Source organism: Microbacterium sp. I2, assembly GCF_051364985.1.
In the GTDB taxonomy this organism is placed as follows: domain Bacteria; phylum Actinomycetota; class Actinomycetes; order Actinomycetales; family Microbacteriaceae; genus Microbacterium.
Genome location: NZ_JBLWIH010000002.1, coordinates 72,552 through 99,406 on the forward strand (window position 1 = coordinate 72,552; position 26,855 = coordinate 99,406).

A 26,855-nucleotide genomic window follows, 5' to 3' on the forward strand; every position below is an offset into this window, starting at 1 on the left:
CGAGCGGTCAGCGCGTGCGGTAGGTCTTGACGAAGACGTCCGTGATGTCCCACACCGCGATCCCCGCGATGATGAACCCGAACACGACGCTCAGGATGCCGGCGAGATTCGGGTCGGATGCTGCCGCGCCGCCGGTGACGGCCGGGAAGAACTCGGGGTTGATCAGCATGCCCTGCGCCAGCAGCACCAGCGCGGGAATCGCGACGGCGAGCGCGATCACGGCGTTGACGATCGCGAGCGTCCAGGTCCAGCCGCGGAAGAGATAGACCACGACGGCGAGTGCCGCCTCGAGCGCCATGAGCACGAACAGGCCGCCCACCCACCACGGCCACAGCGCGGGATTCAGGAACGCCAGACCCGGTTCCGTCGGCACGAGCCCGATGACCTGGTCCCAGATCAGGGCGCCCGCGGTGATCGCCAGGAACACCAGCGACGCGACCATGTCGCCGAAGCCGACTCCCTGCGGTCGGGGCTCTGGAAGCTGGTCGACCGTCCACTCGGTGAACGGTCTGCGCGCGCCACGATCCCAGCCGCGCTCGACGACGACGAAGATCAGGGTCGTCCAGAACACGACGTGCAACGCCACTGTCATGAGCGTCACGACGGTGCCGCCGATGATCTCGCCGACGTCCGATCCGGTCAGCGTCCGGGCCAGCGCGACACCGAGCCCTGCGGTGGGGATCACGATCCACAGCAGCAGCTTCAGCAGTCGCCACCACTCCAGGTAGTAGCGCGGGCCGATGAGGTACAGCGGCCGGCCGGTGTATTCGGCCGCGAGCTTCTCGGGGTCGCCGAGGTCGGTGAGCACCGCACGCTCGGCGACGTCGCGGGGCTCGCCGCTGTCGACGCGGGCGTCGATCTGGTCGTCGATCGAGACGCGCAGTTCGTCGGCGAGGTCGCCGCGACCCGATTCGGGCACGGTGCGCATCGCGGCGTCGACGTAGCGGTCGGTGAGGGTCGTGGCGGAGGTGGAGGAGGTGGCGTGCATGTCAGTTCTCTTTCGGAAGGCCGTCGATCGCAGCGGCGATCGAGTGGAAATCGTCGGTGAGGGATGCCGCCAGGCGCGAGCCGGCGGCGCTGGTGCGGTAGAACTTGCGGGGCCGCGCCTCGTCGGTGTTCCACTCGCTCGTGAGATGCCCCTGCTTCTCGAGCCGGCGCAGCAGCGGGTACAGCGTGTTCGCGTCGGTGGGAAAGCCGCGCTTCCCCAGCTCTTCGAGCAGCCCGTACCCGTACCCCGGCTGCTCGAGGAGCCGCAGGCACGCCAGCACGATCGTGCCGCGCCGCAGCTCCTGCAGGTGCGTCTCGAGGATCTCGGATTCGCTCATGGCTCACACTGTACTGTGTGTCACACACTATAGTCAACCGCACATTGTCGGGTTGGTTGTCGTCCCATTTCCGACGCCCGCAGCGGATGCTCCGGCGCGCCGACTCGAGCGCGCTACGGGGAACGAGCGGGAGGGGGAAGGATGAGGGGGTGAGCAACGATGCCGGCCGACCTTCCCTCGACGAGATCCTCGATACGGCGCGCGTCGTCGCGCTGCCGCTGGCGACGCGGTTCCGCGGCGTCGACGTCCGCGAGGCCGTCCTCTTCGAGGGGCCGCTGGGATGGACCGAGTTCTCGCCGTTCATCGAATACGACGACGCGGAGGCGGCGACGTGGCTCGCCGCGGCCATCGACTGGGGATGGATGCCGCAGCCCGAGGCCCGCCGCGACGCCATCGGCGTGAACGCCACCGTGCCGGCGGTGGCCGCGGCATCCGTCCCCGCGGTGCTCGCGCGCTTCGACGGCTGCCGCACCGCGAAGGTCAAGGTCGCCGAGCCCGGCCAGCGACTGGCGGACGACGTCGAGCGCGTGCGCGCGGTGCGCGAGGCGATGGGCCCGGAAGGGCGCATCCGCATCGATGCCAACGGCGCGTGGAACGTCGACGAGGCCGAGCACGCGATCCACGCCCTCGCCGAGTTCGACCTCGAATACGCCGAGCAGCCGTGCGCGAGTGTCGAGGAGCTCGCCGAGCTGCGCCGTCGCGTGAAGTACATGGGCATCCCGATCGCGGCGGACGAGAGCGTGCGCAAGGCCGCCGATCCACTCGCCGTGGCGCGCGCCGGGGCAGCAGATCTGCTCGTCGTGAAGGTGCAGCCGCTCGGAGGCGTGCGGCGCGCGCTCGACATCGTCGCCGAGGCGGGGCTTCCGGCGGTGGTCTCGAGTGCCCTCGACACGTCGGTCGGCCTCGCGATGGGCGTCGCGCTGGCCGCCGCCCTGCCGGACCTCGACTACGACTGCGGGCTGGGGACGGCGTCGCTGTTCACCGCTGACGTCGCCGACCCGCCGCTCACGCCCCGCGCCGGCGCACTGGCGGTCGGCAGGGTGGAGCCGGACCCGGCACTCCTCGACGCGAACGCGGCCGGCGGCGACCGTCGGGCGTGGTGGCTCGAGCGCGTGGCCCGCTGCTACGTGGCACTCAGCGCCCGGGAGTCTCGATGATCAGCTGCGCGACCCGCGCGAGCTCCTCGTTGGTGCGGCGGCACATCTCTTCATAGTCGAGGCCCGCCATCGCGGCCCGCACGGCCGATCCCTCCCAGACGGTCAGCATCAGACGCGCGGCGTCGTACGCGGGCAGGCGGAATCGCAGCACGTTGGCGCGGCCGATGTCGTCGATGATCTGCGCCACGCTGCGGCGCATCTCCTCATCCTGCGCGAGATACGCCATCGCCAGATCGGGACTGCGCAGCGCGTGGATGCGGATCTCACTCATGAGCAGCACGCCCAGCCGGTCGTCGGCCGAGAGGTCGAGCACCTGCTGGATCACGTGCAGCGCGTCGACATGAGCGACGTCGAATGCGCCCTCGCGTTCGAGCTGGGCAACGCGCATCCGCACGCTCTCGACCCGCTCCCGCGCGACCGCGCCCGCAAGCTCGAGGAACAGCTCGTCCTTGCTCTCGAAGTTCGAATAGAAGGCGCCGCGCGTGAAGCCGGCGCGCTCGCAGATCGCTTCGACGGATGCCGCGTCCAGACCGACCTCCGCGAAGACCTGCGCGGCGGCATCCAGCAGCCGCTGCCGGGTCGCCTCCCGGCGGCGGGAGGTGCCAGCACTGCTGGGAACAGTGCCGGTGGCGCCTGCGCCGGCGACCGTCTGTGCATCGACCATCGACCGCACCTCCTCCCGCCCATCTTCACACGGACAACTCAGGTTCGGGCTCGTTGCGCGGCCTACGATACACTCATGTATCCGATACAGCGCTGTATCGAAAGCTCTCGCTCTTCTCATCCGTGAACCCGGAGGCGCTGTGTCCACTCTCCTGTATGCCCTCGGACGCTGGTCCTACCGCCACCCGTGGCGCGTGCTGGTCGCCTGGGTGCTGCTGCTCGGCATCGCGGGCGGCGGCGCGGCGCTGTTCATGAAGGGCACCGACAACTCGTTCTCGATCCCCGGGACCGAAGCGCAGGAGGGCATCGAGCTGCTCGAGCGCAGCTTTCCGCAGGCCAGCGGCACGAGTGCGCAGCTTGTCGTGGTGGCGACCGACGGCGATGCCGTCGACGTCGACCCGTACGCGTCGGGCATCGCCGACTCGATCGCGGAGTTCGAGGACCTCGACGGCGTGATCGCCGTGACCGATCCCTTCGACGAGATGGTGACCGGCCTCGTCGCGGACGACGAGTCGGCCGCGATCATCCGGCTGCAGTTCGACGGGCAGGCCACGGACGTCACCGAAGAGACGACGAGCGCTCTCGAGCAGGTCGCCGACGACTTGCGCGGCTCGCTGCCCGAGGGCTCGCGGGTCGCCCTCGGCGGCGACCTGTTCTCGACGTCCGTCCCCGCGCTGTCGATCATCGAGGCGGTCGGCGTCCTGATCGCGCTGTTCGTGCTGATCGTCACCTTCCGCTCGTTCGCCGTCGCGTGGTTCCCGCTCGTCTCGGCCCTCATCGGCGTCGGCCTGGCGATCGCGCTCATCTACCTCTCGACCGCGTTCGCGTCCATCTCGTCGACGACCCCGATGCTCGCGGTGATGCTGGGGCTCGCTGTGGGCATCGACTACGCCCTGTTCATCGTCGCGCGACATCAGGATCAGGTCCGCGCCGGCATCGATCCCGAGGAGTCCGCCGCCCGCGCGACCGGCACCGCCGGCTCCGCCGTGGTGTTCGCCGGCGTGACGGTGCTCATCGCCCTCGTCGGTCTCGGCTTCGCCGGCATCCCGTTCCTCACCACGATGGGTATCGCCGCGGCCGTCGCGGTCGCGATCGCCGTGGTCGTCGCCATCACCCTGACTCCCGCCTTCCTCGGCTTCTCGAAGGGTCGCGTGGTCGGCTGGGGTCACAAACTGGCACATGCCGGGATGCCCCTCCCCCGCCGATCTCGCAAAGCCCAGCGCGTTTCGTCTCGCTCGTCCCTCGCTCGCTCAACGACCGGTCAGGGGGAAACGACCACTCGCTCAACGACCGGCTCCACCACGACCGCGCCCGACGAGCCGGGGACCGCGGGCAACCCGGGCACAGCCGCGGTCCAGGCGGATGCCGGGCTCGAACAGACCTCAGGGCGCGCGGGAGCGCCTACCCAGGCCGCGCACACGCGCGGTCCGAATCCCAACCCCGCAACGCAACAGACGCAATCACGCGATCCAAATCCACACCCGGCAACGCAACAGACTCAACCAAAGCCCACCAACAAATGGGTCAACATCGTCACGAAGCATCCGCTGATCACCACCCTCGCCGTCGTCCTCACCCTCGGCGTCATGGCGATTCCCGCGGCGAGCCTCGCGCTCGCGCTGCCGAACGCGGGTGTGCAGCCCGAGTCGAGCCAGGCCCGGCAGGCATACGACCTCACGGCGGAGCATTTCGGTCCGGGCGCCAACGGCCCGCTCATCATGACGGGGACGATCGTCACCTCGACCGACCCGCTCGGGCTGATGGAGGACCTGGCCGACGAGATCGAGCAGGTGCCCGGCGTCAAGGAGATCGCGCTCGCGACCCCGAACGAGACGGCCGACACGGGGCTGATCCAGATCGTGCCCGAGACGGCGCCGGACGACCCTGCGACGGCCGAGCTGGTCCGAGCGCTGCGCGACCTCGCCCCGCAGTTGCAGGACGAGTACGGCGTCGATCTGAAGGTGACCGGGTTCACGGCCGTCGGCATCGACATCTCGGATCGCCTCGGCGCCGCGCTGCTGCCGTTCGGGATCTTCGTGGTCGGGCTGTCGCTGATCCTGCTGATGATCGTGTTCCGTTCGATCTGGGTTCCGGTCACGGCCGCGCTCGGCTATCTGCTGTCGGTCGCCGCGTCGTTCGGCGTCGTGGCCGCGGTGTTCGAGTGGGGCTGGTTCGCCGACCTGCTGCACGTGACCCGCACGGGCCCGGTCATCAGCTTCATGCCGATCATCCTCATGGGCGTGCTGTTCGGGCTCGCGATGGACTACCAGGTGTTCCTGGTCAGCCGGATGCGAGAGGACTACGTGCACGCCCGGCGCGCCGCCGCGGGCCACCCCACCCGCAGCGCTCGCGACATCGCGCTCGGCGCGGTGCGTTCGGGCTTCACGGCGTCGGCTCGCGTCGTCACCGCAGCAGCGGTCATCATGTTCGCGGTGTTCGCGGCGTTCGTGCCGGAGGGTGACTCCTCGATCAAACCGATCGCCCTCGGACTCGCGGTGGGCATCGCCGTCGACGCCTTCCTGGTGCGCATGACCCTCGTCCCGGCCGTCATGGCCCTCCTCGGCGCGAAGGCATGGTGGATGCCCCGCTGGCTGGAGCGCGTCCTCCCCCACTTCGACATCGAGGGCGAGGCGGTGGAGCGCGAGCTCTCGCTCGCGGACTGGCCCGAGCCGCATTCCACGGCGGCGCTCGTCGGCGACGGCGTGGCCGTGCGTGCCGACGGTGGGCGGGAGCTGGGCGACGTGGTGCTCTTCGAGGATGCCGCGTTCCGGGTCGAACCGGGCGGCACCCTCATCGCCACCGGCGACCCGCGTTCGGCCCGTGCCTTCGCGCTGACCGTCGCAGGACGCCTCACACCCAGCGAAGGCCGGCTGCGCGTGGGCGGGCACCTGCTGCCCGAACGCGCCGCGTGGGTGCGTGCGCATGTCGGCGTCGCGCTGCTGGCCGACGCCGAGGACCGCGTGCAGGCGCTGCGTCGCGCACTCGGCAGCCGGGCCCGGCTCGTCGTGATCGACGGCGCGGACGTGCTCGACGCCGCCGAGCGCGATCAGGCAGCGGCGCTCCTGCACGACAGCGCTGAGGCACTGCGCACCGGTTCCGATGCAGACGCGCGCCTCACGCTCGTGGTGACCGCCCGCAGCGAGAGCGCCGTCTTGGCGCTCCTCGCCGACGCGCACCGCGCAGATGTGAGCTCTCTCGCGCTGCGCCCCGGAACGACTCAGACCACCACCACCGCAGAGGTGACCGCATGACTCCGAACGCCCTGACACTGCCCATCGAGCGGTCGCGCTCGCGCCGCCCCATCACGTGGCTCACGATCATCGGCGTGCTGCTGCTGCCCGTCGTCATCGGGGGCATCCTCGTCGCAGCTCTCTACAACCCCGTCGAGCGGCTCGACAGCCTCACGGCGGCGATCGTGAACGACGACGAACCGGTCACCATCGACGGGCAGACGGTACCTCTCGGCCGCCAGCTGACCGCGGGCCTCGTCGAAGGCTCTGACGAGCTCGACAGCAATCTCACCTGGACCATCTCGAACGCCGAGGACGCGGCATCCGGGCTCGCGGACGGCACGTACGCAGCCGTCATCACGATCCCCGAGAACTTCTCGGCCGCCGCGACCTCGACGCGGCCCGGCGAGATTCCGGAGCAGGCGACCATCGAGGTGCAGACGCCGCCCGACAGCCTCATCGTCGACGATGCCATCACTGCGCAGGTCGCGAACGCCGCCGCGTCGACCATGGGCAGCGAACTGTCCAGCGTGTACCTCGAGAACGTGCTCCTCGGGTTCACCACGCTCGGCGACCAGCTCGGCACCGCGGCCGACGGCGCGACCCAGCTCGCCGATGGAGCGCAACAGGCCGCCGATGGAGCCTCGGCTCTCCCGGCCGGCATCGCTCAGCTCGGCGACGGGGCGTCACAGCTGTCCAGTGGCGCCACAGACCTCGCCGGTGGCCTCGGCCAGATCGCGGGAGGCATCGGCGGTGCTGCTGGTGGCGCTCGCGATCTCGCAGCGGGACTCGATGCGGCTGCCGCCGGAGTGCAGAACCAGCAGCTGCTCGATGCCGCGAACGCCTCTTCGACGTACGCGGGCGATGCGGCGCGGCAGACCGAGGCTCTCGCCCTGCTGCTCGGCAACCCCGACGTGAACGACCCCGGGCTCGCACAGCGGTTCGGCGCGCTCTACGCGCAGTGCGACCCGTTGGTATCGGGGCAGGGCTTCTGCGATCAGCTCGGCGCTCTTGTCGGAAGCCTCGGCACAGCCGCGAAGGACGCGGGAGCGGCTGCGGTCAGCGCCGGGACCGCGGCCGGTTACGCGGCTCCGACTGCCAGCGGCATCGGCAGCCTCATGACCGAGACGAGCAGCGGACTGACGGGCGCCGCGAACGGCGCCCGAGAGCTCGCGTCCGGCCTCGACCGGCTCCAGGGCGGGACAGCCCAGTCAGCTGACGGTGCCCGTCAGCTCGCAGCCGGCGCCTCCCAGCTGGCATCCGGTGCCGGGCAGGCCGCCGACGGTGCGACGACCCTCGCAGACGGCGTGGCACAGCTGGCCGACGGCACCGGCGAGCTCGCGAACGGGCTGGCGACAGCATCCGGTTCCATCCCTTCGTACACCGACGAAGAGGCGACCGACCTCGCCGGCGTCGTGGCCGACCCCGTCGCGGCCGAAGGCGTGGGAACGTCGTTGTTCGGCGCGTCGGCAGTGCCGCTGCTGGCGATGCTCGCGCTGTGGTTCGGGGGTCTGGGCACCTTCATCGCGCTGCAGGCGGTGTCGCGCCGGGCACTCACGTCGCGCGCGCCGTCGGCCGTGCTGGCACTGCGCTCATTCCTGCCCGCCGCCGGGCTGGGTGTCGCTCAGGGTCTGCTCGTGGCCGGAGTCGTGCAGCTGGCCGCGACATATTCGTGGGCGGAATGGTCGGTGTTCGCCGCGGTCTGCGTGGTGGCAGGTGTCGCCTTCGCCGCCGTCAATCAGGCGCTGGTGGCGGTGTTCGGTGGCGCCGGACGGTGGATCGCTGCCCTGGTCGGTGTGCTCGGAGTCGCGACCGGCGTCGTCTCCACGGCGCCCGGCGTGCTGAGCGAGATCGCCGGCCTGATGCCCACGGCTCCCGCCTACCAGGGCATGCTGGCGGCGCTGACCTCGGCGTCCGGACTCGGCGCCGCGTTCACGGGGCTGATCATCTGGTCGCTCGGCGCACTCGTGGTCACGATCATCGCGGTCGCGCGCCGTCGCACGACCTCGGCGCGCGCCCTGCTGCAGGCGGTGCCGGCCACGGCCTAGCCTGCGGCGGGTCCGGCCGGCGCGCTACAGCACCCGCCAGCGCGACAGCTCCCGGCGAGCGCCACAGTTCCGGACCGGCCCTCACAGTTCCGGACCGGCGCGCTACAGCCCCCGGCGAGCGCGACAGCGCCGGACCGGCGCGCTGCAGCTTGCGGCGAGCGCTACGCCGCGCTCCGGCGCGGATGCAGAAAACTGCAGCGCCGAGCTCGGGCGCGCAAGGACGGCTGAGGGATGCCGGAGTCCGCGGCACCTCGGATCGAAGTGCCGCGGCGTGCCCTCACTCCAGTCCGGAGTAGGCGTGGAGGCCCTTGAAGAACATGTTGACGATGGTGAAATTGAAGATCACCGCGGTGAACCCGATGATCGACAGCCACGCCGAACGCGCACCGCGCCAGCCGCGCGTGGCGCGTGCGTGGATGTAGCCGGCGTAGAGCACCCAGATGACGAACGTCCAGACTTCCTTGGTGTCGAAGCCCCAGTAGCGACCCCACGCGTCGTTCGCCCAGATCGAGCCCGCAATGAGCGTGAAGGTCCAGAAGATGAAGCCGAGGATCGCGAACCGGTACGCGAGCGCCTCGAGGGCGTCGGCACCCGGCAGCGTGCGCAGGAAGCCGGGACCGCTCTTCGTCGTCGGTCCGTCAGCATCTGCTGCGGCCGCGATGACGCGCTCGCGCCGTGCCTGCATGAGCTGCAGCACCGACAGGCCGAACGCCAGCGCGAACAGGGCTGTCGAGAGGGATGCCACGAACACGTGGATGACCAGCCACACCGACTTGAGCGGGTCCATGAGCGGCGTGATCTCGACGTAGAAGCTCAGCGCGGACGCACCGAGCAGCACCACCGTGAGACCCGTGATGAACGAGCCGAGGAATCGAAGGTCGTACCGGAAGAGCACGCCGAGGTACACCGCGACGACGAGCAGGGTCCCCGTCAAGGCGAACTCGTACATGTTCGACCACGGCACGCGTCCCGCCGCGATGCCGCGAGTGACGTCGCCGCCGAGATGGAACAGGAAGGCGAGCACTGTCAGCGACGTGCCGATCCGCGCCCAGACCAGCCGTTCGCGGCGCCCGATGGGGGCGTTGAGGGCCGCCTCGGACGCCTCCTCCTGAGCGCGCATCGCGGCGATGACCCCACCTCGTGGTCCGGCGGAGCCGGCGTACCCGCCCCCCGCCGCGACGAGTTCACGCTCGCGCGCGCCTTCGGTCCTCGCGGCGCCCTTGGCATCCACGGCCACGGCGCCACGCCGGGCGAGGTCGACCGCGTACGCGACGAACGCCAGAGCGTAGATGGCGATGGCCGTCCACACCAGGAGCACCGATACCGATTCGAGCGTCAGGGCAGAGGACTCGGGCATGGGTCTCAGTCTACGCGCGGGCTCGGGTCCGACTGCGGCCGACCGTCGGACAGCGAGGCGAGGTGCCGCTGCGCGAACTGCTCCACCGCGGCATCCAGCGTCGGGTCCTCGCCGCGCGCGAGTCCCGCGTACTCGAGCTGCACGGTGTGGCCGTCCGGGGTCGCCTTGACCCACATACGCCGGCGCGGCACGAACAGCGCGGCGAGCAGGCCCGCGGTGGCGAGCACCGCGAAGATCAGCACCCACGTGGCCGCGGCATCCCGGTGCACCGACAGCGACACGTAGCGCTTGACCGACTCGTCGTAGCCGCTCGCGCCGTCGGGCGCCTCGTTCTCGAACGTGATCGTGCCGAGTCCGCCGGGCAGCTCGGCGGTCTCGCCCGGCGCGATCTCGAGCGACTCGACGTCGGTGCCGCGACCGGTGAGCTTGTCCATCTCACCGGTGTCGAGCGTGTACACGGAGCGGGGCACGCCGCCGTCGATGCCGAGGTCGCCGGTGTAGACGTCCAGGGTCACGACGGGGTTCGTCAGGGCGGGGTACGCCGAAGTGAACGCCCCGTCCTGCCGCTGGACCTGCGTCGGGTAGAAGAACCCGACGAGACCCATCTGCTCGTCGAGGCCGTCGGGCACCTTCACGACTCCGAGCGAGGTCATGTTGGTGTCCTGCGGCAGGAACGGGACGGACTCCGAGAACACGACGTTGTCGTCGGCGTCGCGGATCGTGAGCGTCGGAGCGTAGCCGTTGCCCATGAGGTAGATGCGGTCTCCCGCCATCTCGAGGGGGTGGTTGACGCGCACCTCGCCGGAGCCGGGCGTGCCGCCGGCGAGCTGGGTCGTGAGGTTCGCGACGAAGTCGCCCGCCTGGCCCTCCCCCTGCGTGCCGCGCGGCTGGTAGGTCACATCGAAGCGGTCGAGCGTCAGCGCGTACGGCGTGAGCGAAGTCTCGTCGACGAACCGCCCCGGGTTGAACGACGTGTAGTCGAGCATCGTGTTGACCCACGTGCGGCCCTCGATGATCACCGTCTGCCCGGTGTAGGTGAAGCCGCCGCCGATGCCGACCGCGAGCAGCACGCCGACCAGCGACGCGTGGAACACGAGGTTGCCGGTCTCGCGCAGGTACCCGCGCTCGGCCGACACCGACAGCACGCCGCGGGAGTCGTAGCGCTCGACCCGGTAGCCGGCCTTCTTGAGCTGCTGCTGCGCGGCCTCGATCGACGCGGATGCCGCAGCCGCGGCTGGGCCCGCGCCCCCCGAGGCTCCAGACGACGCGCCAGCGGCGTCTGGAGAGGGCGTGGGGACTATGTCGTCCGCGAGCTCGAGGGTCTCGGAGTGGTGCACATCCAGGCGCGACAGACGAGCGGGAGTGCGCGGCGGCTTCGCCCGCAGCGCCTTCCAGTGATGCTTCGTGCGCGGGATGACGCAACCCACGAGCGACACGAACAGCAGGATGTAGATCGCCGAGAACCACGGCGACGTGTACACGTCGAACAGGCTCAGGTTGTCGAGGATCGGGGCGAGCTCGGGGTTGTCGGTGAAGTACTGCGTGACGCCGTTGGGATCGGCGCTGCGCTGTGGCACGAGCGATCCGGGCACCGCCGCGATCGCCAGCAGCAGCAGCAGCACGAGCGCGGTGCGCATCGAGGTGAGCTGACGCCATCCCCACCGCAGCCAACCGACGAAGCCGAGCGCGGGCTGGTTGACGTCGCCGGACGGCTCGGCGGCGTCGGCATGGTCCGCCGGACGCATCGGGTCGCCTGCGCTCGACACGTCAGAGCGGGGCCGGGACACTCGCGAACACCCCCTGCAGCTGAGCCATGATCGCCGTCCAGACGCCGGTCACCATGAGCAGCCCCAGCACGACGAGCACCGCGCCGCCGACGAGGTTGACCACGCGGATGTGGCGCCGCACGAACGACACCGACCGCGTCGCCCACCCGAAGCCGAGGGTGAGAAGGAGGAATGGGATGCCCAGGCCCAGCGAGTATGCGACGCCCAGCAGCGCGGCGCGTGCGGCCGAGCCGGAGTCGAACGCCATCGTGAGGATCACGGCCAGTGTGGGACCGATGCACGGTGCCCACCCGATGCCGAGCGCGATGCCCAGCAGCGGGGCGCCGACGAGGCCCAGGTTCGAGCGCACCTGCGGGCGGGCGATCCGCTGCGCCCAGCCGAACGCGCCGATGAAGACCAGGCCCATCGCGATGACGACGACGCCGAGGATGCGGGTGATGAGGTCCTGGTACTCGAGCAGGAAGCGGCCCAGTGTGCCGCCGAGCATCGCGATGCTCACGAACACGACGGTGAACCCCGCGATGAACAGGAGCACGCCCAGCACGAGCCGGCCGCGTGCGGGCGCCTCGGTCGCGGCATCCGTCGTCACAGCGCCCTTCGTCTCGGTCGTAGAGCGGGCGAGGCGAGACGAAACGCCTGCGCGTTCGACAGGCACCGGCCGAGGAGCGACCGCGCCGCCGATGAAGCCGAGGTACCCCGGCACGAGCGGCAGCACGCACGGTGACAGGAACGATACGAGCCCCGCGAGCACTGCGATCGGGATCGCGACGAGCAGCGACCCGTCGGCGACGAGCGCCCCCAGGTTCACGCCTCCTCCAGCGCGTCGCGCACGAGCGCCTCGAGGATGGAAGCGTCGTCGAGCTGTCCGATGATGCGCGCGGCGACGCGCCCCTCGGTGTCGAGCACGAGCGTGACCGGCACCGCGTTGAGCGGCGTCTGCCCCGCGAACGCGAGCTTGATCGAGCCGTCCTCGGTCGCGAGCGCGCTCGGGTAGGTCACGCCGTACTTCTCCGCGAACGCTCGCGACGCCTCCGCGCCGTCGTACAGGTTGACCCCGAGGAACGACACGTCCTGCCCCTCGAACGTCTCGTGCGCATCTTCGAGCTGCTCGGCCTCGACGCGGCACGGGGCGCACGCGGCGTACCAGAAGTTCACGACCAGCACGTCCCCGGCGTAGTCGGCGCTGGTGGCGGTGCCCCCGGTGTCGAGCACGCCCTCGAACTCGATCGGCTCGGTGCGCTCGTCCGCGGGGATCTCCTCCACCTCGAACCCGCTGGCCGCGATGAACCCCTTGTTGTCGCCCTCGCGGTACTGGTCGGCGAGAGGGTCGTTCGTGCACGCGGCGAGCGCCGCGATGAGCCCGACGGCCAGGAGCGCGGATACCGCGGCCCGGAGCCTGCGTCCGAACCTGGTCATACCGCCCCCACGTCCACTGCGCCCGCCGTGGACGCCGGCTCGGCGTAGGCGGTCTCGGTCCACTTGCCCTCCACCATCTCGAAACTGGTGACACTCGACAGTGCACAGCGGCGGGCGCGGGGGTCGTGACGCAGCGGCAGCCCGGCGACCGCGAGGTGCGTCACCCAGATCGGCAGCTGATGCGAGACGATCACGACATCGCCCGAGTCCACGGCATCCCACGCCTGCGTCATGGCCGCATTCATGCGACCCACGACGTCCGCGTACGGCTCGCCCCAGCTCGGCAGCGCCGGCTTGCGCAGGTGGCGCCAGTTCCAGGGATTGACCAGGGCGCGCATCATGCGCTTGCCCTCGAAGACGTTGGTCGGCTCGATCACGCGTTCGTCGATGACGGGCTCGATGCCGAACAGCGCCGTGAACGGCTCGGAGGATTCGCGCGCGCGCTGCAGCGGCGAGCAGATGAGCGTCGCGACCGGTCGCTGCATCGCCTGCACGAACTCGGCCGCCTGCCGGGCCATGTTCCGCCCGTCCGCGCTGAGCCCGTAACCGGGGAGTCGCCCGTAGAGCACGCGGCGAGGATTGTGGACCTCCCCATGGCGCACGAGATGGAGGCGATCGGCGGGCACCGCCCCAGTCTACGGCGGCTGGTTCTGTGGGGCGGCTGAGCGTCAGTCCGCCTCGGGTTGCGGCCCGGTGTCGCGGTCGTTGAGCAGGCTGCGGATGCGCACGAACAGGAACCACGCGACCGCGAGCGCGGCGACCCCGATCACGACGTACTGCAGGATGTCGGCGTAGCGCTCGACGATGTGCCACGACTCCCCCAAGAAGAAGCCCGACAGCACGAAGATGGAGTTCCAGATGAGGCTTCCCGTGGCGGTCAGCAGCACGAACCGCCACAGCGGCATCCGGGTGATCCCCGCCGGAATCGAGATCAGACTCCGGAAGATCGGGATCATCCTCCCGAAGAAGACGGCCTTGCCTCCGTGACGTCCGAACCAAGCGACGGTGCGGTCGATGTCTTCCGGACGCAGCAGCGGCACCTTCGCGGCGATCGTCCGCAGTCGCGCGACCCCGAGCCACGCGCCGAGACCGTAGAGCAGCAGCGCGCCGACCACCGAGCCGGCCGTCGTCCACAGCAGCGCCTCGACCAGCGTGAACGAGCCGCGGCTGGAGGCCAGGCCCGCCATCGGCAGGATCACCTCGCTCGGCAGCGGCGGGAAGAGGTTCTCCATCGCGATGGCGATGCCGGCGCCCGCGGGGCCGATCACATCCATGAGCGAGACGGCCCAGTCCGCCAGGGCGCTGAGCCAAGAACCGTCAGAGGTGGCAGTCGAGGTGTTCGTGGTCGCGAGGATGGCTGTCACGTCCTCGACGCTAGGCGAGCGACGTGAACCGTTCCTGGGTGCCAGCCCCCGAATCGAGCGGGGGGATGCCGTCGACGTACACTTGACCCTCGTGACTGAACGCGCTCTGATTGGCCAGCTCAAGGGTCTCGCCGACGGCCCCGTCTCGGTGTCGGGATGGGTCGAGACCGTCCGCGACCAGAAGAAGGTGCAGTTCGTCATCCTTCGCGATGAGACCGGCGCCGTGCAGCTGGTCAATCCGGCGACGCGGCCCGCCGAGGACGGCGCGGAACAGGATGCCGCAGCCCTCGCCCTCACCGACCTCATCTCGAACCTCGCCACCGGCACGTTCCTGACGGTGCGAGGCGAGCTCAAGCACGACGAGCGGGTCAAGCTCGGCGGTGTCGAGATCAAGATCGGATCGCTCGACATCGCCGCCGCGGCGCTGCCCGAGACGCCGATCGCCGCGGACTCCGGCATGGACAAGCGCATGGACTGGCGCTTCCTCGACCTGCGCCAGCGCCGCAACAACCTCATCTTCCGCGTGCAGACCACACTCGAGCACGCGATGCGCTCGTACTGGATCGAGCGGGACTACATCGAGGTGCACTCGCCGAAGCTCATGGCCTCAGCATCCGAATCCAATGCCGAGCTCTTCTCGCTCGAGTACTTCGGCGACCAGACCGCCTACCTGGCGCAGTCCCCGCAGTTCTTCAAGCAGATGGCGCAGGTCGCCGGGTTCGGCAAGATCTTCGAGATCGCCCCGGCCTTCCGCGCCGACCCGTCGTTCACCTCGCGCCACGCGACCGAGTTCACATCGATCGACGCCGAGATCAGCTGGATCGACTCGCACGAAGACGTGGCCAGGATGCAGGAAGAGCTGCTGGCGACCGCGTTCCAGGCCGTGAAGGACAAGCACGGCGCCGAGATCGAGGAGCTGTTCGGCCTCGAGGTGCAGGTTCCGGCGATCCCGTTCCCGCGCATCCCGCTCGCCGAGGCGCTCGAGATCGTGAAGAGCCGCGGCTACGAGGTGCCCCGCACCGACGGCGACCTCGACCCCGAGGGCGAGCGTCAGATCTCGGCCTACGTCGAGGAGACCTACGGCCACCAGTTCGTCTTCATCACCGACTACCACCCCGAGATCCGCGCGTTCTACCACATGCGTGACGAAGAGACCGGGCTCACCAAGAGCTACGACCTGCTCTTCAAGGGCGTCGAGATCACGACCGGCGCGCAGCGCGAGCATCGCGTCGACGTGCTCATCGCGCAGGCCAAGGAGAAGGGCCTCGAGCCCGAGCATCTCGACTTCTATCTCGACTTCTTCCGCTACGGCGCCCCGCCGCACGGCGGCTTCGGAATGGGCCTCGCCCGCGTGATGATGCTGCTGCTCGGGCAGGATTCGATCCGCGAGGTCACCTACCTGTTCCGCGGTCCGACGCGCCTGGCCCCGTAGTTTCCCGCGACGTCGCCCTGCGGCATCCGGTTCCGTCCTGCGAAAACACCAGTCCGTCGCGCGACACGCCGGGCCGAGGCATGCGTCACCGGCGTGTCGCGGTTACCGACTGGTGTTTTCGCGGCCGGACGGGCTTGACGCGTGACGTCGGGAGTCAGCCGGTGAGGGCGGAGCGCAGGCGGTCGGGAGACACGCGCCAGTGGCCGTGCAGCTCGCCGTCGATGAGCACGACCGGGATCTTCTCCCACCACACGGCATAGAGCGCCGGGTCATCGGCGATCGAGAGCTCTTCGACGTCGACAGCATCCTCGGGCAGCTCGGCGACGACGGTCTCGACGACCTCGCGCGCGACATCGCACAGATGGCAGTCGGGCTTGCCGATGAGGGTGAGCGTCGTCACCGCTTCAGTTTAGGAGCGCCGACGGATGCTGCGGCTCAGCGCTCGACCGGAAAGCCCGCGGCGATCCACTCGTGGGTGCCGCCGTCGACGTTGGTGGCGTCGTAGCCGCGCGCCTCGAGCGCCTCGACCACGCGGCCGGAGCGACCACCGATCGCGCAGATGACATCGAACGCGCCGTCGGGCAGCTCGTCGAGCCGGCCGCCGATGGCCGACATCGGGATGTTGACGGCGCCCGGCACATGCCCGGCGGCGAACTCGTCGACTTCGCGCACGTCGATGAGCGGCACGTCGACGCGATCGCGGAGCTGCTGGACGGTGATCGACTTCATCGGTTCCTCCCGCGGCAGAACACGAAGCGCCCGTCCATGGACAGGCGCTTGGTGTGGTGGCCGCTTACTTCTTGTTGCGGCGCTGGTGGCGAGTCTTGCGAAGCAGCTTGCGGTGCTTCTTCTTCGCCATGCGCTTGCGGCGCTTCTTGATGACAGAACCCACGGAAAACCTCACTATGTCGGGGTCTGGGCGCAACATGTGCGCGCCCGGGATCGGGGCAGATGCGTAAAATGCCTCGGGACAGTCTAGCCGACGTCAGCGATCGGCCGTTGCAGGGCCTCGGTGACCGCCGACTCGGGGACGCGATAGCTGCGACCGAACCGCACCGCCGGGAGCTCGCCCGAGTGGACGAGCCGGTACACCGTCATCTTCGAGACGCGCATCAGCTCTGCGACCTCGGCGACGGTGAGGAAGCGCACGTCGGGCAGCTCCGCCATTTGTGTCATTCCTTCCCCAGAAGTCTTGACGACACTCTAGATCCCGCGCGGTGTGCGTGTAAACACGGGGCGCATGTAAACCGGTGTGACACGTGAGAAAGTCGGGGCGCTGATTCAGGAATCGCCACGCTGCCGCGCGCGGTGCTCGTGTGCGATCCGGGCGGCCTGACGCTCGAGCTTGCGGGCGTCGCGCAGCGCCTTCTCGGCCGCGCGCACCGCCTTCTGGGCCTCGCGGAACTTCTTGTCGTCCATGATCTCGGAGTCGTCCAGCTTCGCCCACGGTGACCGCGGCCCGCGGCCCTCGGACGCCACGCGGTCGATGTAGGCGGCGACCCCGTCCAGGCTCCGCTCCAGATTGAACCGGAACGGGTCCGAATCGTCGAGGAAGACGCCGGCCTCGATGGCCGCGCGCAGCTCGGGGTAGCCGTCGGCGCTGATCAGTGCGCGGAAGAGCGCGTCCTCCTGGACGGTGATGTCGTGCCCGCGGAGGCCGCGCTCACGCTCCGTGCGGGCGTATCCGGCGAGCACTGTTCCGGTCCACCGCGAAGTGCCGGTGACCATGAGCACGACGGCCAGGCGCTCCTCGTAGGTGAGCTCCGTCTCGGCGAGCGCCCGCAGGCCGGCGTCCATCCACGCGGCGCTGTTCGGAGTCACCGGCGATCCGCTGATCGGGATGTCGAGTACCCACGGGTGACGCAGGTACATCTGCACCTGCTCGTTGTAGAGCGCCGTGAGCTGCTCACGCCAGCCGCCGGCGCCGGCGGCCTCCTCGCTCGGCAGCCCGGTGGCCTCCTCCTGCATCAGCAGCACGAGGTCGTCCTTCGCCGTGACGTACCGATAGAGCGACATCGGCGTGAAGCCCAGGCGTGCGGCCACGGCTGCCATCGACACAGCACCCAGGCCGTCGGCATCCGCGATCTCCACCGCCGCCTCGACGATGCGCTCGACGCTCATCTCGCGCTTAGGGCCGCGCTGCGGATTCGCCGCCACGCCCCACGCGAGAGCGATGCCGCGGGGAAGCTCGGGCTCTGGCACGTCGGTCATGCGGCCAAGTCTAGGTCTGTATATCTCGTAAACAGTGTGTTACCGTCATAAACAGTTATCGTGCTAAACAGTTTTCCACGTACACACCACTCGAAGGGATGCCTCCATGAACGACCCGACCCTCGCGCCGCCGGCCATCGCCGTGCGGGGCCTGCGCAAGAAGTTCGGTCGCCAGACCGTGCTCGACGGCCTCGACCTCACCGTCCGGCGCGGCGAGGTGTTCGCGCTCCTCGGCCCGAACGGCGCCGGCAAGACCACCACCATCAACGTGCTCACCACCCTCGCCCGCCCGGATGCCGGCACGGCCGAGATCTCGGGCATCGACGTCGAGCACGACCCGCAGGCCATCAAGCAGCGCATCAGCCTGACGGGTCAGGCAGCCGCCGTCGACGACGTCCTGACCGGCACCGAGAACCTCGTGATGCTGGCACGGCTGTCGGGTCTGTCGATCCGTGCAGCGCGGAAGAAGGCGGCCGAGCTGCTGGCCCGTTTCGACCTGACGGATGCCGCGGCGAAGCGTGTCGGAACCTACTCGGGCGGCATGCGCCGACGCCTCGACCTCGCCTTGAGCTTCGTCGTGACCCCCGAGGTGCTGTTCCTCGACGAGCCCACGACCGGGCTCGACACCCGCAGCCGCCGCGAGCTGTGGGATGTCATCCGCTCGCTCGCCGACGCCGGCACCACGGTGTTCCTCACCACGCAGTACCTCGAGGAGGCCGACCAGCTGGCCGACCGCATCGCGGTTCTCGACGGTGGCCGCATCGTCGCGACCGGAACCGCCGCGCAGCTGAAGAGCCGCGTCGGCGGCGACGCCGTCGAGCTGCACGACGCCCACGGCGACCTGCTGCGAGAGGTGCCCACGGACGGCACCGTGTCGGGCCTGCGTCGTGCCCTCGACGTGCTCGACGAGTCCGGCGCCGAGGGCACCGTCACCCTGCGTCGCCCGAGCCTCGACGACGTCTTCCTCGCCCTCACCGGCGGCAGCGCCGCCACTCAGCCCCGCCCCGCCGCAGATTCCGTGAAGGAGCTCGCATGACCACCATCGCCCCGCCGGCCCCGCCGGCCCTGCGTCCGCGCGTGTCGGGCCTCACCGCCGAGAGCGTCTTCGTCGGGCGCAGCCTTCTGCACTCCCTCCGCGATGGCGAATCCCTGCTGATGGCGATCATGCTGCCGGTGATGCTCATGCTGATGTTCACATGGGTCTTCGGCGGCGCGATCGACCCCACCGGCGACTACGTCCAGTACGTCGTGCCCGGGGTGATCCTCACGTGCGCCGGCTTCGGCGCGGCGTCCACCGCGGTCTACGTCGCCGGCGACATGAAGGCCGGCATCATCGACCGGTTCCGCACGATGCCGCTGCGGGCGAGCGCCGTCCTCACCGGGCACGTCGTCGCCAGCCTGCTGCGCAACCTGATCGCGACCGGCATCGTGATCGGCGTCGCACTCCTCGTCGGGTTCCGCCCCACCGCCGACGTGTGGGGCTGGATCGGAGCGGTCGCCGTGATCGCGCTGTGGATCCTCGCGATCACCTATCTGTTCGCCGCCATCGGTCTTGCCTCGGGGAGCCCCGAAGGAGCGAACGGCTACGGATTCATCATCCTGTTCCTGCCGTACCTCTCGAGCGCGTACGTCCCGGTGGCGACCATGCCGGAGTGGCTGCAGGGAGTCGCCGAGTACCAGCCGGTCACCCCGATCATCGAGACGATCCGCGGCCTGCTCATGGGCACACCGGTCGACGACTACGTCGGCTGGGCGGTGGCCTGGTGCCTCGCGATCCTCGCGGGGTCGTTCATCTGGGGCGCCTGGTTGTTCCGCCGCAAGGCCGGACGCCGCTAGTAGTCCCTTCCGCTGCGCGGGGTCATCCTCTGCCCGAGGACGATCCCGCGTCGCTCTGCCGCGGAGGAGTGTCGGGTCGTACTACCTGCCGGGGAGCTTGCGGAGGGCGTTCTCGAGAGCGTGCTTGGCGGATGCCGCGGCACGGCCCACCACTTCGGCGGCGTGCGCTGCGGGCTCGGGGAGCGAGGACGGCACCGCCGGCGCGTCGGCCCCGTCGTCCAGGAACGGGACCAGCCAGTCGTCCACCTCGTCCAGCGGCGCGGCCGAGAGGCTGTAGTAGCGATGCTGGCCCTCCTCGCGCACCGAGACGAGGTGCGCATCACGCAGCACCTTGAGGTGCTTCGAGACTGTGGGCTGGCTTGCGCCGAGCTCGTGCACGATATGCGACACGCTGGTGCCGTGCTCTCCGGCGGATGAGCGATCGAGCAGAAGTCGCAGGATGTCGCGACGCGTGCCGTCCGCGATCACGTCGAAGATGTCCGCCATGTGCTCAGATTAGTCGGGAGCCCATCGGAGTACCATGACACGGGTCTCAGAGCGAAAGGGGCACGCATGGCGACGGACCCGGCTGGGTCGCTCATGCGGCGTATCCCCACGACGCTCCGCGGCTGGTGGGACGGTCTGCGCAACCTCACGACATCCTCGCCCGCCCGGTTCGCGGTCCTCGTCTTCGTCTCGCTGATCCTCGTCTTCACCGCGTTGTTGTCGCTGCCGGCTTCCGCAGCCGACGGCAGGCGCATCCCGCTGGCTGACGCGGTCTTCACCGCGGTATCCACCATCTGCGTCACCGGCCTCACCACCGTCGACATCGCGACGACCTTCTCGGCCTTCGGCAAGGTCGTCATCTTTCTCGGCGTGAACATCGGCGGCATGGGCGTGCTGACACTCGCGTCGATCCTCGGCCTCGTGATCTCGAAGCGGCTCGGTCTGCGCGCCAAGCTCATCGCGGCGAGCGACTCCAATCCGCTTCGCACGCACGGCGGCCCCGTCAATGAGGGCCAGACGGTGCGTCTGGGCGAAGTCGGTCAGCTGCTGCGGACCGTGGCGCTCTCGACGCTCCTCATCGAGGCTCTGGTCGCGATCGCTCTCTATCCGACGCTCGTCATGGCCGGCATCGGAGCCCTCGAAGCGCTCTGGGAAGCGCCCTTCTACGCGGCGATGGCCTTCACCAACACGGGTTTCACGCCCAACCCGGGCGGGCTCATGCCGTTCGCCGACGACTACTTCCTGCTCACGACCCTGATGGTCGGGGTGTTCCTCGGGAGCATCGGCTTCCCGGTCATCTACGCCCTGTTCAAGCATTACTGGCACGTGCGCCGGTGGCCGCTGCACACCAAGCTCACGATCATCACGACGGTGCTGCTGTTCATCGCCGGGGCCGCGGCCTTCCTCGCGCTGGAGTACAACAACCCCAAGACCTTCGGCTCGATGGACGCGTGGGACACCACGTTCCAGGCCTTCTTCCTGTCCGCGATGACCCGTTCGGGCGGCTTCGCCGTCGTCGACATCGGTGAGCTGTACGGCTCCTCGCTCATCGTCGGAAGCATGCTGATGTTCGTCGGCGGCGGATCGGCGTCGACGGCCGGCGGCATCAAGGTGACCACGCTCGCGGTGCTCGCCCTCGCAGTCTTGTCCGAGGCGAAGGGCCGTCAGTCGGTCGAGGTGTTCGGCCGCCGCATCCCGAGCGATGTCCAGCGCGTGGCGCTGTCGGTCGTCGCGTGGGGTGCCACGATCGTCGCCCTCTCGACGATCGTCATCGCCCAGATCAGCCAGGAGCCCATCGCCGACGTCCTCTTCGATGTCATCTCGGCGTTCGGGACCGTCGGCCTGTCGACCGGCCTCACGGCTGAGCTGTCGGACCCGGCCGTCTACGTGATGGCCGTGACGATCTTCATGGGCCGCATTGGTACAGTGACTCTCGCCGCGGCCGTGGCCGCGACATCCCGTTCGCAGCTCTACTCGCTGCCCGTGGAAAGGCCCATCGTTGGTTGAGCGGATCAGAAGCGACGCCCCCGTCCTCGTGATCGGACTGGGACGCTTCGGCGCGGCCTGTGCCGGCGAGCTCGACCGGCTGAACCGCGAGGTGCTCGCGATCGACGACAACCTCGAGCTGGTCCAGAAGTGGTCCGAGCGCGTGACGCACACGGTGCAGGGGGACGCGCGCAACATCGACGCCCTCAAGCAGATCGGCGCGCAGGACTTCCAGGTAGCGGTGGTCGCCGTGGGTTCGTCGATCGAGGCATCCGTGCTCATCACCGCCAACCTCGTCGACTTGAAGGTCCCGCAGATCTGGGCGAAGGCGGTGTCGCAATCGCACGGCAAGATCCTCGCCCGCGTCGGCGCCAACCACGTGATCTACCCCGAGCGCGAGGCCGGCGAGCGCGTGGCGCACCTCGTGAGCGGGCGGATGCTGGACTTCATCCGCTTCGACGATGACTTCGTGCTGGCCAAGATGTATCCGCCGAAGTTCGTCCGCGGTATCGGCCTGAACGAGTCGGGCGTGCGTACGAAGTACAACGTCACGGTGGTCGGCGTGAAGAGCCCCGGCAAGCCCTTCCGCTACGCCGAGGCCAACACTGTGGTGACCAACCACGACCTCATCATCGTGTCGGGCACGAACGTCGACATCGAGAGGTTCGCGGCGCTCGACCGCTGAGTCTCGGCTCTCGCGATCGCCTACGCTCCCGCGGCCAGCTCCTTCGCGCGGGCCAGCGCGGCGTCGGTCGCTCGCGCGAACACATCGTCGAGCCGCGCGTCCTGCAGGACGGCGACGGCACGCTCGGTGGTGCCCTTCGGGCTCGTGACGCGACGCCGCAGCTCGGCCGGGTCGTCACCGGATGCCTCGAGCAGCGCTGCCGCGCCGATGAAGGTCTGCTCAGCCATGAGACGTGCCTCCGCCTCCGAGAAGCCCTTGCCGATCGCGGCCCGGGTGAACTCCTCCACGAGCAGGAAGAAGTAGGCGGGTCCCGAGCCGGAGATCGTCGACAGGGCGTCGATCCGATCCTCGGGCACGTCGACCACCGTGCCGACGGTCTCGAACAGGCGATGTGCGAGGGCGACCGCATCCGGTCCCGCCGTCGTGCCCGAGGCGAGTCCCGTCACTCCCCGGCCGACGAGCGCCGGAGTGTTCGGCATCGAACGGAGCACCGGGATGCTCGGTCCGAGGATGCTCTCGAACGTCGCGATCGTGACGCCGGCGGCGAGGCTGATCACGATCGTGCCCGGCCGCAGCACCGGGGCGATCTCTCGCAGAAGGTCGGGCACCATCGCCGGCTTGACTCCCACCAGCACGACCTCGGCGGTGGCCGCGGCCTCCGTGTTCGCCGCCGGCTCCCGCTCGAGCGCGACGCTCGCGACGCGGTCCAGGCCCGCGAGCTCCTCGGCCTTCGCCACGGTGCGGTTGGTCGCCGTCACCCGCGTGGCGAGGCCGGAGCGCACGACTCCCTGGACGATGGCGCCGCCCATCGAGCCGGCGCCGAGGAAGGCGAGGGACGGGAGAGCTGTGTCGTCGGTCATGCCGCCCATCGTACGATCTCCCTTTATTGAGCCTTGACTTATATAAGCGGCAATGCAAATATAGGTCGCATGCACGCGCTCGACGTCCTCGGCGACCCGGTGCGCCGCCGCATCCTCGAACTCCTCGCGGAGGGCGAGCACAGCGCCGGCGACATCGGCGAGGTCGTGCAGCGCGAGTTCGGCATCTCGCAGCCCGCAGTGTCGCAGCACCTGCGCGTCCTGCGCGATTCGGGATTCGCGAGCGTGCGCCCCGAGGGCACGCGCCGGTTCTACGCGCTCGACCCCGAGCCGCTCGAGACCGCCGCGGCGTGGTTCGACCCCTTCCGCCGGTTCTGGCAGCCGCACCTGGATGCGCTCGGCACCGAGCTCGCGCGCGGCCGGCGGCAGCGGCGACTCGCCGCAGAGCGGGACTCGCCGCAGGCGACGGATGCCGACGAGAAGCCGGATGCTTCGGCATCCGACTCCCCCGCCACCGATCCTGACGACCCCGACCCCCACACGACAGAGGAGAACTGAAATGGTCGATGTCAACGCACAGATCGACGCCGTGACGCGCGGCGTCCGCACCGTCGACGTGGACGGCGAGCCGTCGCACGTGCAGACGCTGACGCAGGAGTACCCCAGCCCGATCGAGGACGTGTGGGATGCCGTCACCAACGGCGAGCGCATCCCCCGCTGGTTCCTGCCGGTCTCGGGTGAGCTTCAGCTCGGCGGGCGCTACCAGCTCGAGGGCAACGCCGGTGGCGAAGTGCTGCAGTGCGACCCGCCGAAGGACGGAGCCGCCGGCTACCGCATCACGTGGGAGTACGGCGGCGGGGTGAGCTGGGTCGCGGTGCGCCTCGTCTCCAACGGCGACGACACGACGCGCCTCGAGCTCGAGCACACCGCGCACGCGGCGGACGTGCCCCCGGGATTCTGGGAGCAGTTCGGCCCCGGGGCGACCGGCGTCGGCTGGGATGGCGGCCTGCTCGGACTCGCACTGCACCTCAGCGGCAGCGGCGAACTCCCGCCGGGCGCGGCGGAGGAGTGGGCCCTCACCGACGAGGGGAAGGCCTTCTACCGTGCGGCCGCAACCGCATGGGGTGACGCCCACGCCGCCGGCGGCGCAGACCCCGAGGACGCGGCCCGCGCGGCCGACAACACCTTCGGCTTCTACACGGGACAGCTTCCCGCCGAGATGCCGGAGTCCTGAACCTCGACGCCTCTCACAGACGGGACACGTCGCCTCGGACTCACGCCCGGCGCGCCGTGTCCCGTCGTCGTCTGCAGGGGTGCGGCGCGCGGGCGCGGGACTATCCTCGAAAGCAGCGGAGGCACGGGTGCCTCGGCCCGGACCTGGGGAGGACCGACATGACGCTCTTCGACGGCATCACGGCACGACTGATCGAGACCCCTCGGCTGATGGTCAACGTCCTCGAGAGGGCCGGCGACGACCCCGAGACCCCCGCAGATCGCACGGTCGTGTTCATCCACGGCAACGTGTCGTCGTCGCTGTTCTGGCAAGAGACGATGCAGGACCTTCCGCCGGACTTGCGCGTCCTCGCGATCGATCTGCGCGGCTTCGGCGGCACCGAGCACGCCCCCATCGATGCGACCCGCGGCGTGCGCGATTTCAGCGACGACGTGCGCGAGACGCTGGCCGTGCTCGGCATCCCGACGGCGCATCTCGTGGGATGGTCGATGGGTGGCGGCGTGATCCTGCAGTATGCGCTCGATCACCCGGTGCTGAGCCTGACACTGCAGGCGCCGGTCTCGCCGTACGGCTTCGGCGGCACGCGGCGCGACGGCTCACGCCTGACCGACGACGACGCCGGCTGCGGCGGCGGCAGCGCGAACCCGGATTTCGTTCAGCGGCTCATCGACCACGATCGCAGCGCGGACGCCCCGACCTCGCCGCGCAGCGTCTTCCGTTCGGGCTATGTCGCCGGCGGCTACCAGAGCGAGCACGAGGACGTGTGGGTGGAGTCGATGCTGACGACCTCGACGGCGACCGGAAACTACCCCGGAGACTCCGTCGCGTCGGAGAGCTGGCCGGGCTTCGCGGCCGGCGACGTGGGCGTGCTCAACACGATGACGCCGGGGCATTTCGATGTGTCGGGCATCGTCGAGCTCGCCGACAAGCCCCCGATCCTGTGGATCCACGGCACGCTCGACGCGATCGTCTCCGACACCTCGTTCTACGATCTGAACAATCTCGGCAAGCTCGGTGTAATCCCGGGTTGGCCCGGCGACGACGTCGCGCCGCCGCAGGCGATGGTGTCGCAGACGCGCGACGTCCTCTCGCGGTATGCCGCGGCCGGAGGCAAGGTCACCGAGCTGAGCCTCGAAGGCGTCGGGCACTCGCCGCATCTGGAGCGGCCCGTCGAGTTCCGTCACGCACTCCTCGAGGCGATCGGCTACGTCGGCCATCCGATCGACCCCGCCCCCTCGACCGAGGCGATCATCATCCGCTCCTCGGACTGAGCTTCTGAGGGGCCACCGCATCCGTAGACTCGTGGCATGAGTGCTTCGGGCGGCAGCAGGGCGATCATCGCGGCGTTTCTGGCCAACATGGGCATCGCGATCGCGAAGTTCATCGCGTGGTTCCTGTCGGGCTCCGCCTCGATGCTCGCCGAGGCCATCCACTCGGTCGCCGACTCGGGAAACCAGCTGCTGCTCCTCCTGGGCGGCCGTCGCGCCAAGCGCGCCGCGGACCGCGAGCACCCCTTCGGGTACGGACGCGAACGGTACGTCTACGCCTTCGTGGTGTCGATCATCCTGTTCTCGGTCGGCGGCCTCTTCTCGATCTACGAGGGCATCGACAAGCTGACCCACCCGCACGAGCTCGAGAACGTGTGGATCCCGATCGGCGTCCTCATCATCGCGATCGTGCTGGAGTCGTTCTCGCTGCGCACCGCGATCAAGGAGAGCAACCACGTGCGGCTCAAGGGGCAGTCGTGGGTGTCGTTCGTGCGGCACGCCAAGGCACCCGAACTGCCGGTCGTGCTGCTCGAAGACATCGCCGCGCTCACGGGTCTGGTGTTCGCGCTCGCCGCGGTCAGCCTCACCGCGATCACTCACAACCCGCTGTTCGACGCGATCGGCACCCTGATGATCGGCACGCTGCTGATCCTCGTCGCGGTCACCCTGGGCATCGAGACCAAGAGCCTGCTCGTCGGGGAAGGGGCGACGGATGCCGATCACCAGCGGATCGTCGACGCCATCCTCGCGGGGCCCGAGGTGCACAAGCTCATCCACATCAAGACCCTCTATCTCGGTCCCGACGAACTCATGGTCGCGGCCAAGCTGGGCTTCGCCGCCGACGCGCCCCTGGCGCATATCGCGTCCGACATCGATCGCATCGAGGATCGCGTACGCGAGGCCGTTCCGGCCGCGCGCGTGATCTACTTCGAACCCGACATCTACCGGCCGGGCGACGACCGCACGCCGCCGACGTCGGAGTTCGTGATCAAGTCCACCGATTGATCCGTCGGCACCGTGCGGTCACGGCGATCAGGCCGCCGCGCGTACCGG

The 26,855-nt window shown here is 69.6% G+C and carries 28 protein-coding genes; 12 read left to right on the forward strand and 16 right to left on the reverse strand.

Annotated features, from left to right (window positions below; all coding sequences use genetic code 11):
* Positions 1–7 precede the first annotated feature (7 nt).
* Positions 8–988 (reverse strand): permease prefix domain 1-containing protein, encoded by a 981-nt coding sequence (locus ACLKM7_RS03900; protein WP_436445847.1) that lies wholly within the window; start codon positions 986–988, stop codon positions 8–10.
* 1 nt (position 989) lies between these two features.
* Complete coding sequence (locus tag ACLKM7_RS03905; protein WP_168911504.1) at positions 990–1,325, reverse strand: PadR family transcriptional regulator; 336 nt, start codon at positions 1,323–1,325, stop codon at positions 990–992.
* A 149-nt stretch (positions 1,326–1,474) separates the two neighbouring features.
* Between ACLKM7_RS03905 and ACLKM7_RS03910 the strand changes: the two genes are divergently transcribed.
* A complete protein-coding gene (locus tag ACLKM7_RS03910) occupies positions 1,475–2,482 on the forward strand; it encodes an o-succinylbenzoate synthase (RefSeq protein WP_436445848.1) in 1,008 nt (335 codons plus the stop codon).
* Here ACLKM7_RS03910 and ACLKM7_RS03915 read toward each other — a convergent pair.
* Positions 2,460–3,146, reverse strand: a complete 687-nt coding sequence (locus ACLKM7_RS03915) for a TetR/AcrR family transcriptional regulator (protein WP_436445849.1) — start codon at positions 3,144–3,146, stop codon at positions 2,460–2,462. The genes ACLKM7_RS03910 and ACLKM7_RS03915 overlap by 23 nt on opposite strands.
* 139 nt (positions 3,147–3,285) lie before the next feature.
* On the opposite strand from ACLKM7_RS03915, the gene ACLKM7_RS03920 reads away from it, so the two are divergent.
* Positions 3,286–6,396, forward strand: a complete 3,111-nt coding sequence (locus ACLKM7_RS03920; RefSeq protein WP_436445850.1) for an MMPL family transporter — start codon at positions 3,286–3,288, stop codon at positions 6,394–6,396.
* Entirely contained in the window at positions 6,393–8,423 is a 2,031-nt protein-coding gene (locus ACLKM7_RS03925; protein ID WP_436445851.1) for a YhgE/Pip family protein, read from the forward strand. The genes ACLKM7_RS03920 and ACLKM7_RS03925 overlap by 4 nt, the downstream gene beginning before the upstream one ends.
* Before the next feature lie 277 nt (positions 8,424–8,700).
* Here the strand turns inward: ACLKM7_RS03925 and ccsB are convergent, their stop codons facing one another.
* Genes ccsB through ACLKM7_RS03955 form a run of 6 tightly spaced genes read right to left on the reverse strand, consistent with a single transcriptional unit; the run spans position 8,701 to position 14,257 of the window.
* Positions 8,701–9,780 (reverse strand): c-type cytochrome biogenesis protein CcsB, encoded by a 1,080-nt coding sequence (ccsB, locus tag ACLKM7_RS03930; protein WP_436445852.1) that lies wholly within the window; start codon positions 9,778–9,780, stop codon positions 8,701–8,703.
* Between the two features lie 5 nt (positions 9,781–9,785).
* Positions 9,786–11,525 (reverse strand): cytochrome c biogenesis protein ResB, encoded by a 1,740-nt coding sequence (gene resB / locus ACLKM7_RS03935; RefSeq protein WP_436445853.1) that lies wholly within the window; start codon positions 11,523–11,525, stop codon positions 9,786–9,788.
* A gap of 22 nt (positions 11,526–11,547) precedes the next feature.
* Positions 11,548–12,375: a cytochrome c biogenesis CcdA family protein gene (locus ACLKM7_RS03940; protein WP_436445854.1), complete on the reverse strand. Its 828-nt coding sequence runs from the start codon at positions 12,373–12,375 to the stop codon at positions 11,548–11,550.
* On the reverse strand, positions 12,372–12,983 hold the full coding sequence (locus ACLKM7_RS03945; protein ID WP_436445855.1) for a TlpA family protein disulfide reductase: 612 nt from the start codon (positions 12,981–12,983) through the stop codon (positions 12,372–12,374). Before ACLKM7_RS03945 ends, ACLKM7_RS03940 begins: the two co-directional genes overlap by 4 nt.
* Entirely contained in the window at positions 12,980–13,609 is a 630-nt protein-coding gene (locus tag ACLKM7_RS03950) for a histidine phosphatase family protein (protein ID WP_436445856.1), read from the reverse strand. Before ACLKM7_RS03950 ends, ACLKM7_RS03945 begins: the two co-directional genes overlap by 4 nt.
* Before the next feature lie 42 nt (positions 13,610–13,651).
* Positions 13,652–14,257, reverse strand: a complete 606-nt coding sequence (locus ACLKM7_RS03955) for a DedA family protein (RefSeq protein WP_436445896.1) — start codon at positions 14,255–14,257, stop codon at positions 13,652–13,654.
* 181 nt (positions 14,258–14,438) lie between these two features.
* On the opposite strand from ACLKM7_RS03955, the gene aspS reads away from it, so the two are divergent.
* Entirely contained in the window at positions 14,439–15,779 is a 1,341-nt protein-coding gene (gene aspS / locus ACLKM7_RS03960) for an aspartate--tRNA(Asn) ligase (RefSeq protein WP_436445857.1), read from the forward strand.
* A gap of 154 nt (positions 15,780–15,933) precedes the next feature.
* On the opposite strand, the gene ACLKM7_RS03965 is transcribed toward aspS, so the two are convergent.
* From ACLKM7_RS03965 to ACLKM7_RS03985, 5 genes are all read right to left on the reverse strand, one after another.
* Positions 15,934–16,179 (reverse strand): glutaredoxin family protein, encoded by a 246-nt coding sequence (locus tag ACLKM7_RS03965; protein ID WP_436445858.1) that lies wholly within the window; start codon positions 16,177–16,179, stop codon positions 15,934–15,936.
* A 35-nt stretch (positions 16,180–16,214) separates the two neighbouring features.
* Entirely contained in the window at positions 16,215–16,508 is a 294-nt protein-coding gene (locus ACLKM7_RS03970) for a rhodanese-like domain-containing protein (protein ID WP_436445859.1), read from the reverse strand.
* A 64-nt stretch (positions 16,509–16,572) separates the two neighbouring features.
* The gene (locus ACLKM7_RS03975) at positions 16,573–16,671 is read right to left on the reverse strand and encodes a 30S ribosomal protein bS22 (RefSeq protein WP_003792170.1); all 99 of its coding nucleotides are present in this window, start codon (positions 16,669–16,671) and stop codon (positions 16,573–16,575) included.
* Positions 16,672–16,754: 83 nt separating this feature from the next.
* Complete coding sequence (locus ACLKM7_RS03980) at positions 16,755–16,946, reverse strand: helix-turn-helix domain-containing protein (protein ID WP_019182077.1); 192 nt, start codon at positions 16,944–16,946, stop codon at positions 16,755–16,757.
* Between the two features lie 114 nt (positions 16,947–17,060).
* On the reverse strand, positions 17,061–17,990 hold the full coding sequence (locus tag ACLKM7_RS03985; protein WP_436445860.1) for a TetR/AcrR family transcriptional regulator: 930 nt from the start codon (positions 17,988–17,990) through the stop codon (positions 17,061–17,063).
* A 106-nt stretch (positions 17,991–18,096) separates the two neighbouring features.
* Between ACLKM7_RS03985 and ACLKM7_RS03990 the strand changes: the two genes are divergently transcribed.
* Positions 18,097–19,026, forward strand: coding sequence for an ATP-binding cassette domain-containing protein (locus tag ACLKM7_RS03990; protein ID WP_436445861.1), 930 nt, complete (start codon positions 18,097–18,099; stop codon positions 19,024–19,026).
* Positions 19,023–19,826, forward strand: coding sequence for an ABC transporter permease (locus tag ACLKM7_RS03995; protein ID WP_436445862.1), 804 nt, complete (start codon positions 19,023–19,025; stop codon positions 19,824–19,826). Before ACLKM7_RS03990 ends, ACLKM7_RS03995 begins: the two co-directional genes overlap by 4 nt.
* Positions 19,827–19,907: 81 nt before the next feature.
* Here ACLKM7_RS03995 and ACLKM7_RS04000 read toward each other — a convergent pair whose 3' ends face one another.
* Entirely contained in the window at positions 19,908–20,312 is a 405-nt protein-coding gene (locus ACLKM7_RS04000) for an ArsR/SmtB family transcription factor (protein WP_436445863.1), read from the reverse strand.
* 93 nt (positions 20,313–20,405) lie between these two features.
* Here ACLKM7_RS04000 and ACLKM7_RS04005 point away from each other — a divergent pair, with 93 nt between their 5' ends.
* Positions 20,406–21,818, forward strand: coding sequence for a TrkH family potassium uptake protein (locus ACLKM7_RS04005; protein WP_436445897.1), 1,413 nt, complete (start codon positions 20,406–20,408; stop codon positions 21,816–21,818).
* Entirely contained in the window at positions 21,811–22,482 is a 672-nt protein-coding gene (locus ACLKM7_RS04010) for a potassium channel family protein (RefSeq protein ID WP_168911519.1), read from the forward strand. Before ACLKM7_RS04005 ends, ACLKM7_RS04010 begins: the two co-directional genes overlap by 8 nt.
* 20 nt (positions 22,483–22,502) lie before the next feature.
* On the opposite strand, the gene proC is transcribed toward ACLKM7_RS04010, so the two are convergent.
* Positions 22,503–23,342 carry a pyrroline-5-carboxylate reductase gene (proC, locus tag ACLKM7_RS04015; RefSeq protein WP_436445864.1) on the reverse strand — a complete coding sequence of 280 codons (840 nt, stop codon included), beginning with the start codon at positions 23,340–23,342 and terminating at the stop codon, positions 22,503–22,505.
* A 69-nt stretch (positions 23,343–23,411) separates the two neighbouring features.
* Between proC and ACLKM7_RS04020 the strand changes: the two genes are divergently transcribed.
* The 4 genes from ACLKM7_RS04020 to ACLKM7_RS04035 all read left to right on the forward strand — a co-directional run bounded on the left by ACLKM7_RS04020 (position 23,412) and on the right by ACLKM7_RS04035 (position 26,807).
* The gene (locus ACLKM7_RS04020) at positions 23,412–23,858 is read left to right on the forward strand and encodes an ArsR/SmtB family transcription factor (RefSeq protein WP_436445865.1); all 447 of its coding nucleotides are present in this window, start codon (positions 23,412–23,414) and stop codon (positions 23,856–23,858) included.
* A gap of 1 nt (position 23,859) precedes the next feature.
* A complete protein-coding gene (locus ACLKM7_RS04025; protein ID WP_436445866.1) occupies positions 23,860–24,534 on the forward strand; it encodes an SRPBCC domain-containing protein in 675 nt (224 codons plus the stop codon).
* Between the two features lie 158 nt (positions 24,535–24,692).
* Positions 24,693–25,805, forward strand: coding sequence for an alpha/beta hydrolase (locus ACLKM7_RS04030; protein WP_436445867.1), 1,113 nt, complete (start codon positions 24,693–24,695; stop codon positions 25,803–25,805).
* Positions 25,806–25,841: 36 nt separating this feature from the next.
* Positions 25,842–26,807, forward strand: a complete 966-nt coding sequence (locus tag ACLKM7_RS04035; protein WP_436445868.1) for a cation diffusion facilitator family transporter — start codon at positions 25,842–25,844, stop codon at positions 26,805–26,807.
* Positions 26,808–26,855 lie beyond the last annotated feature (48 nt).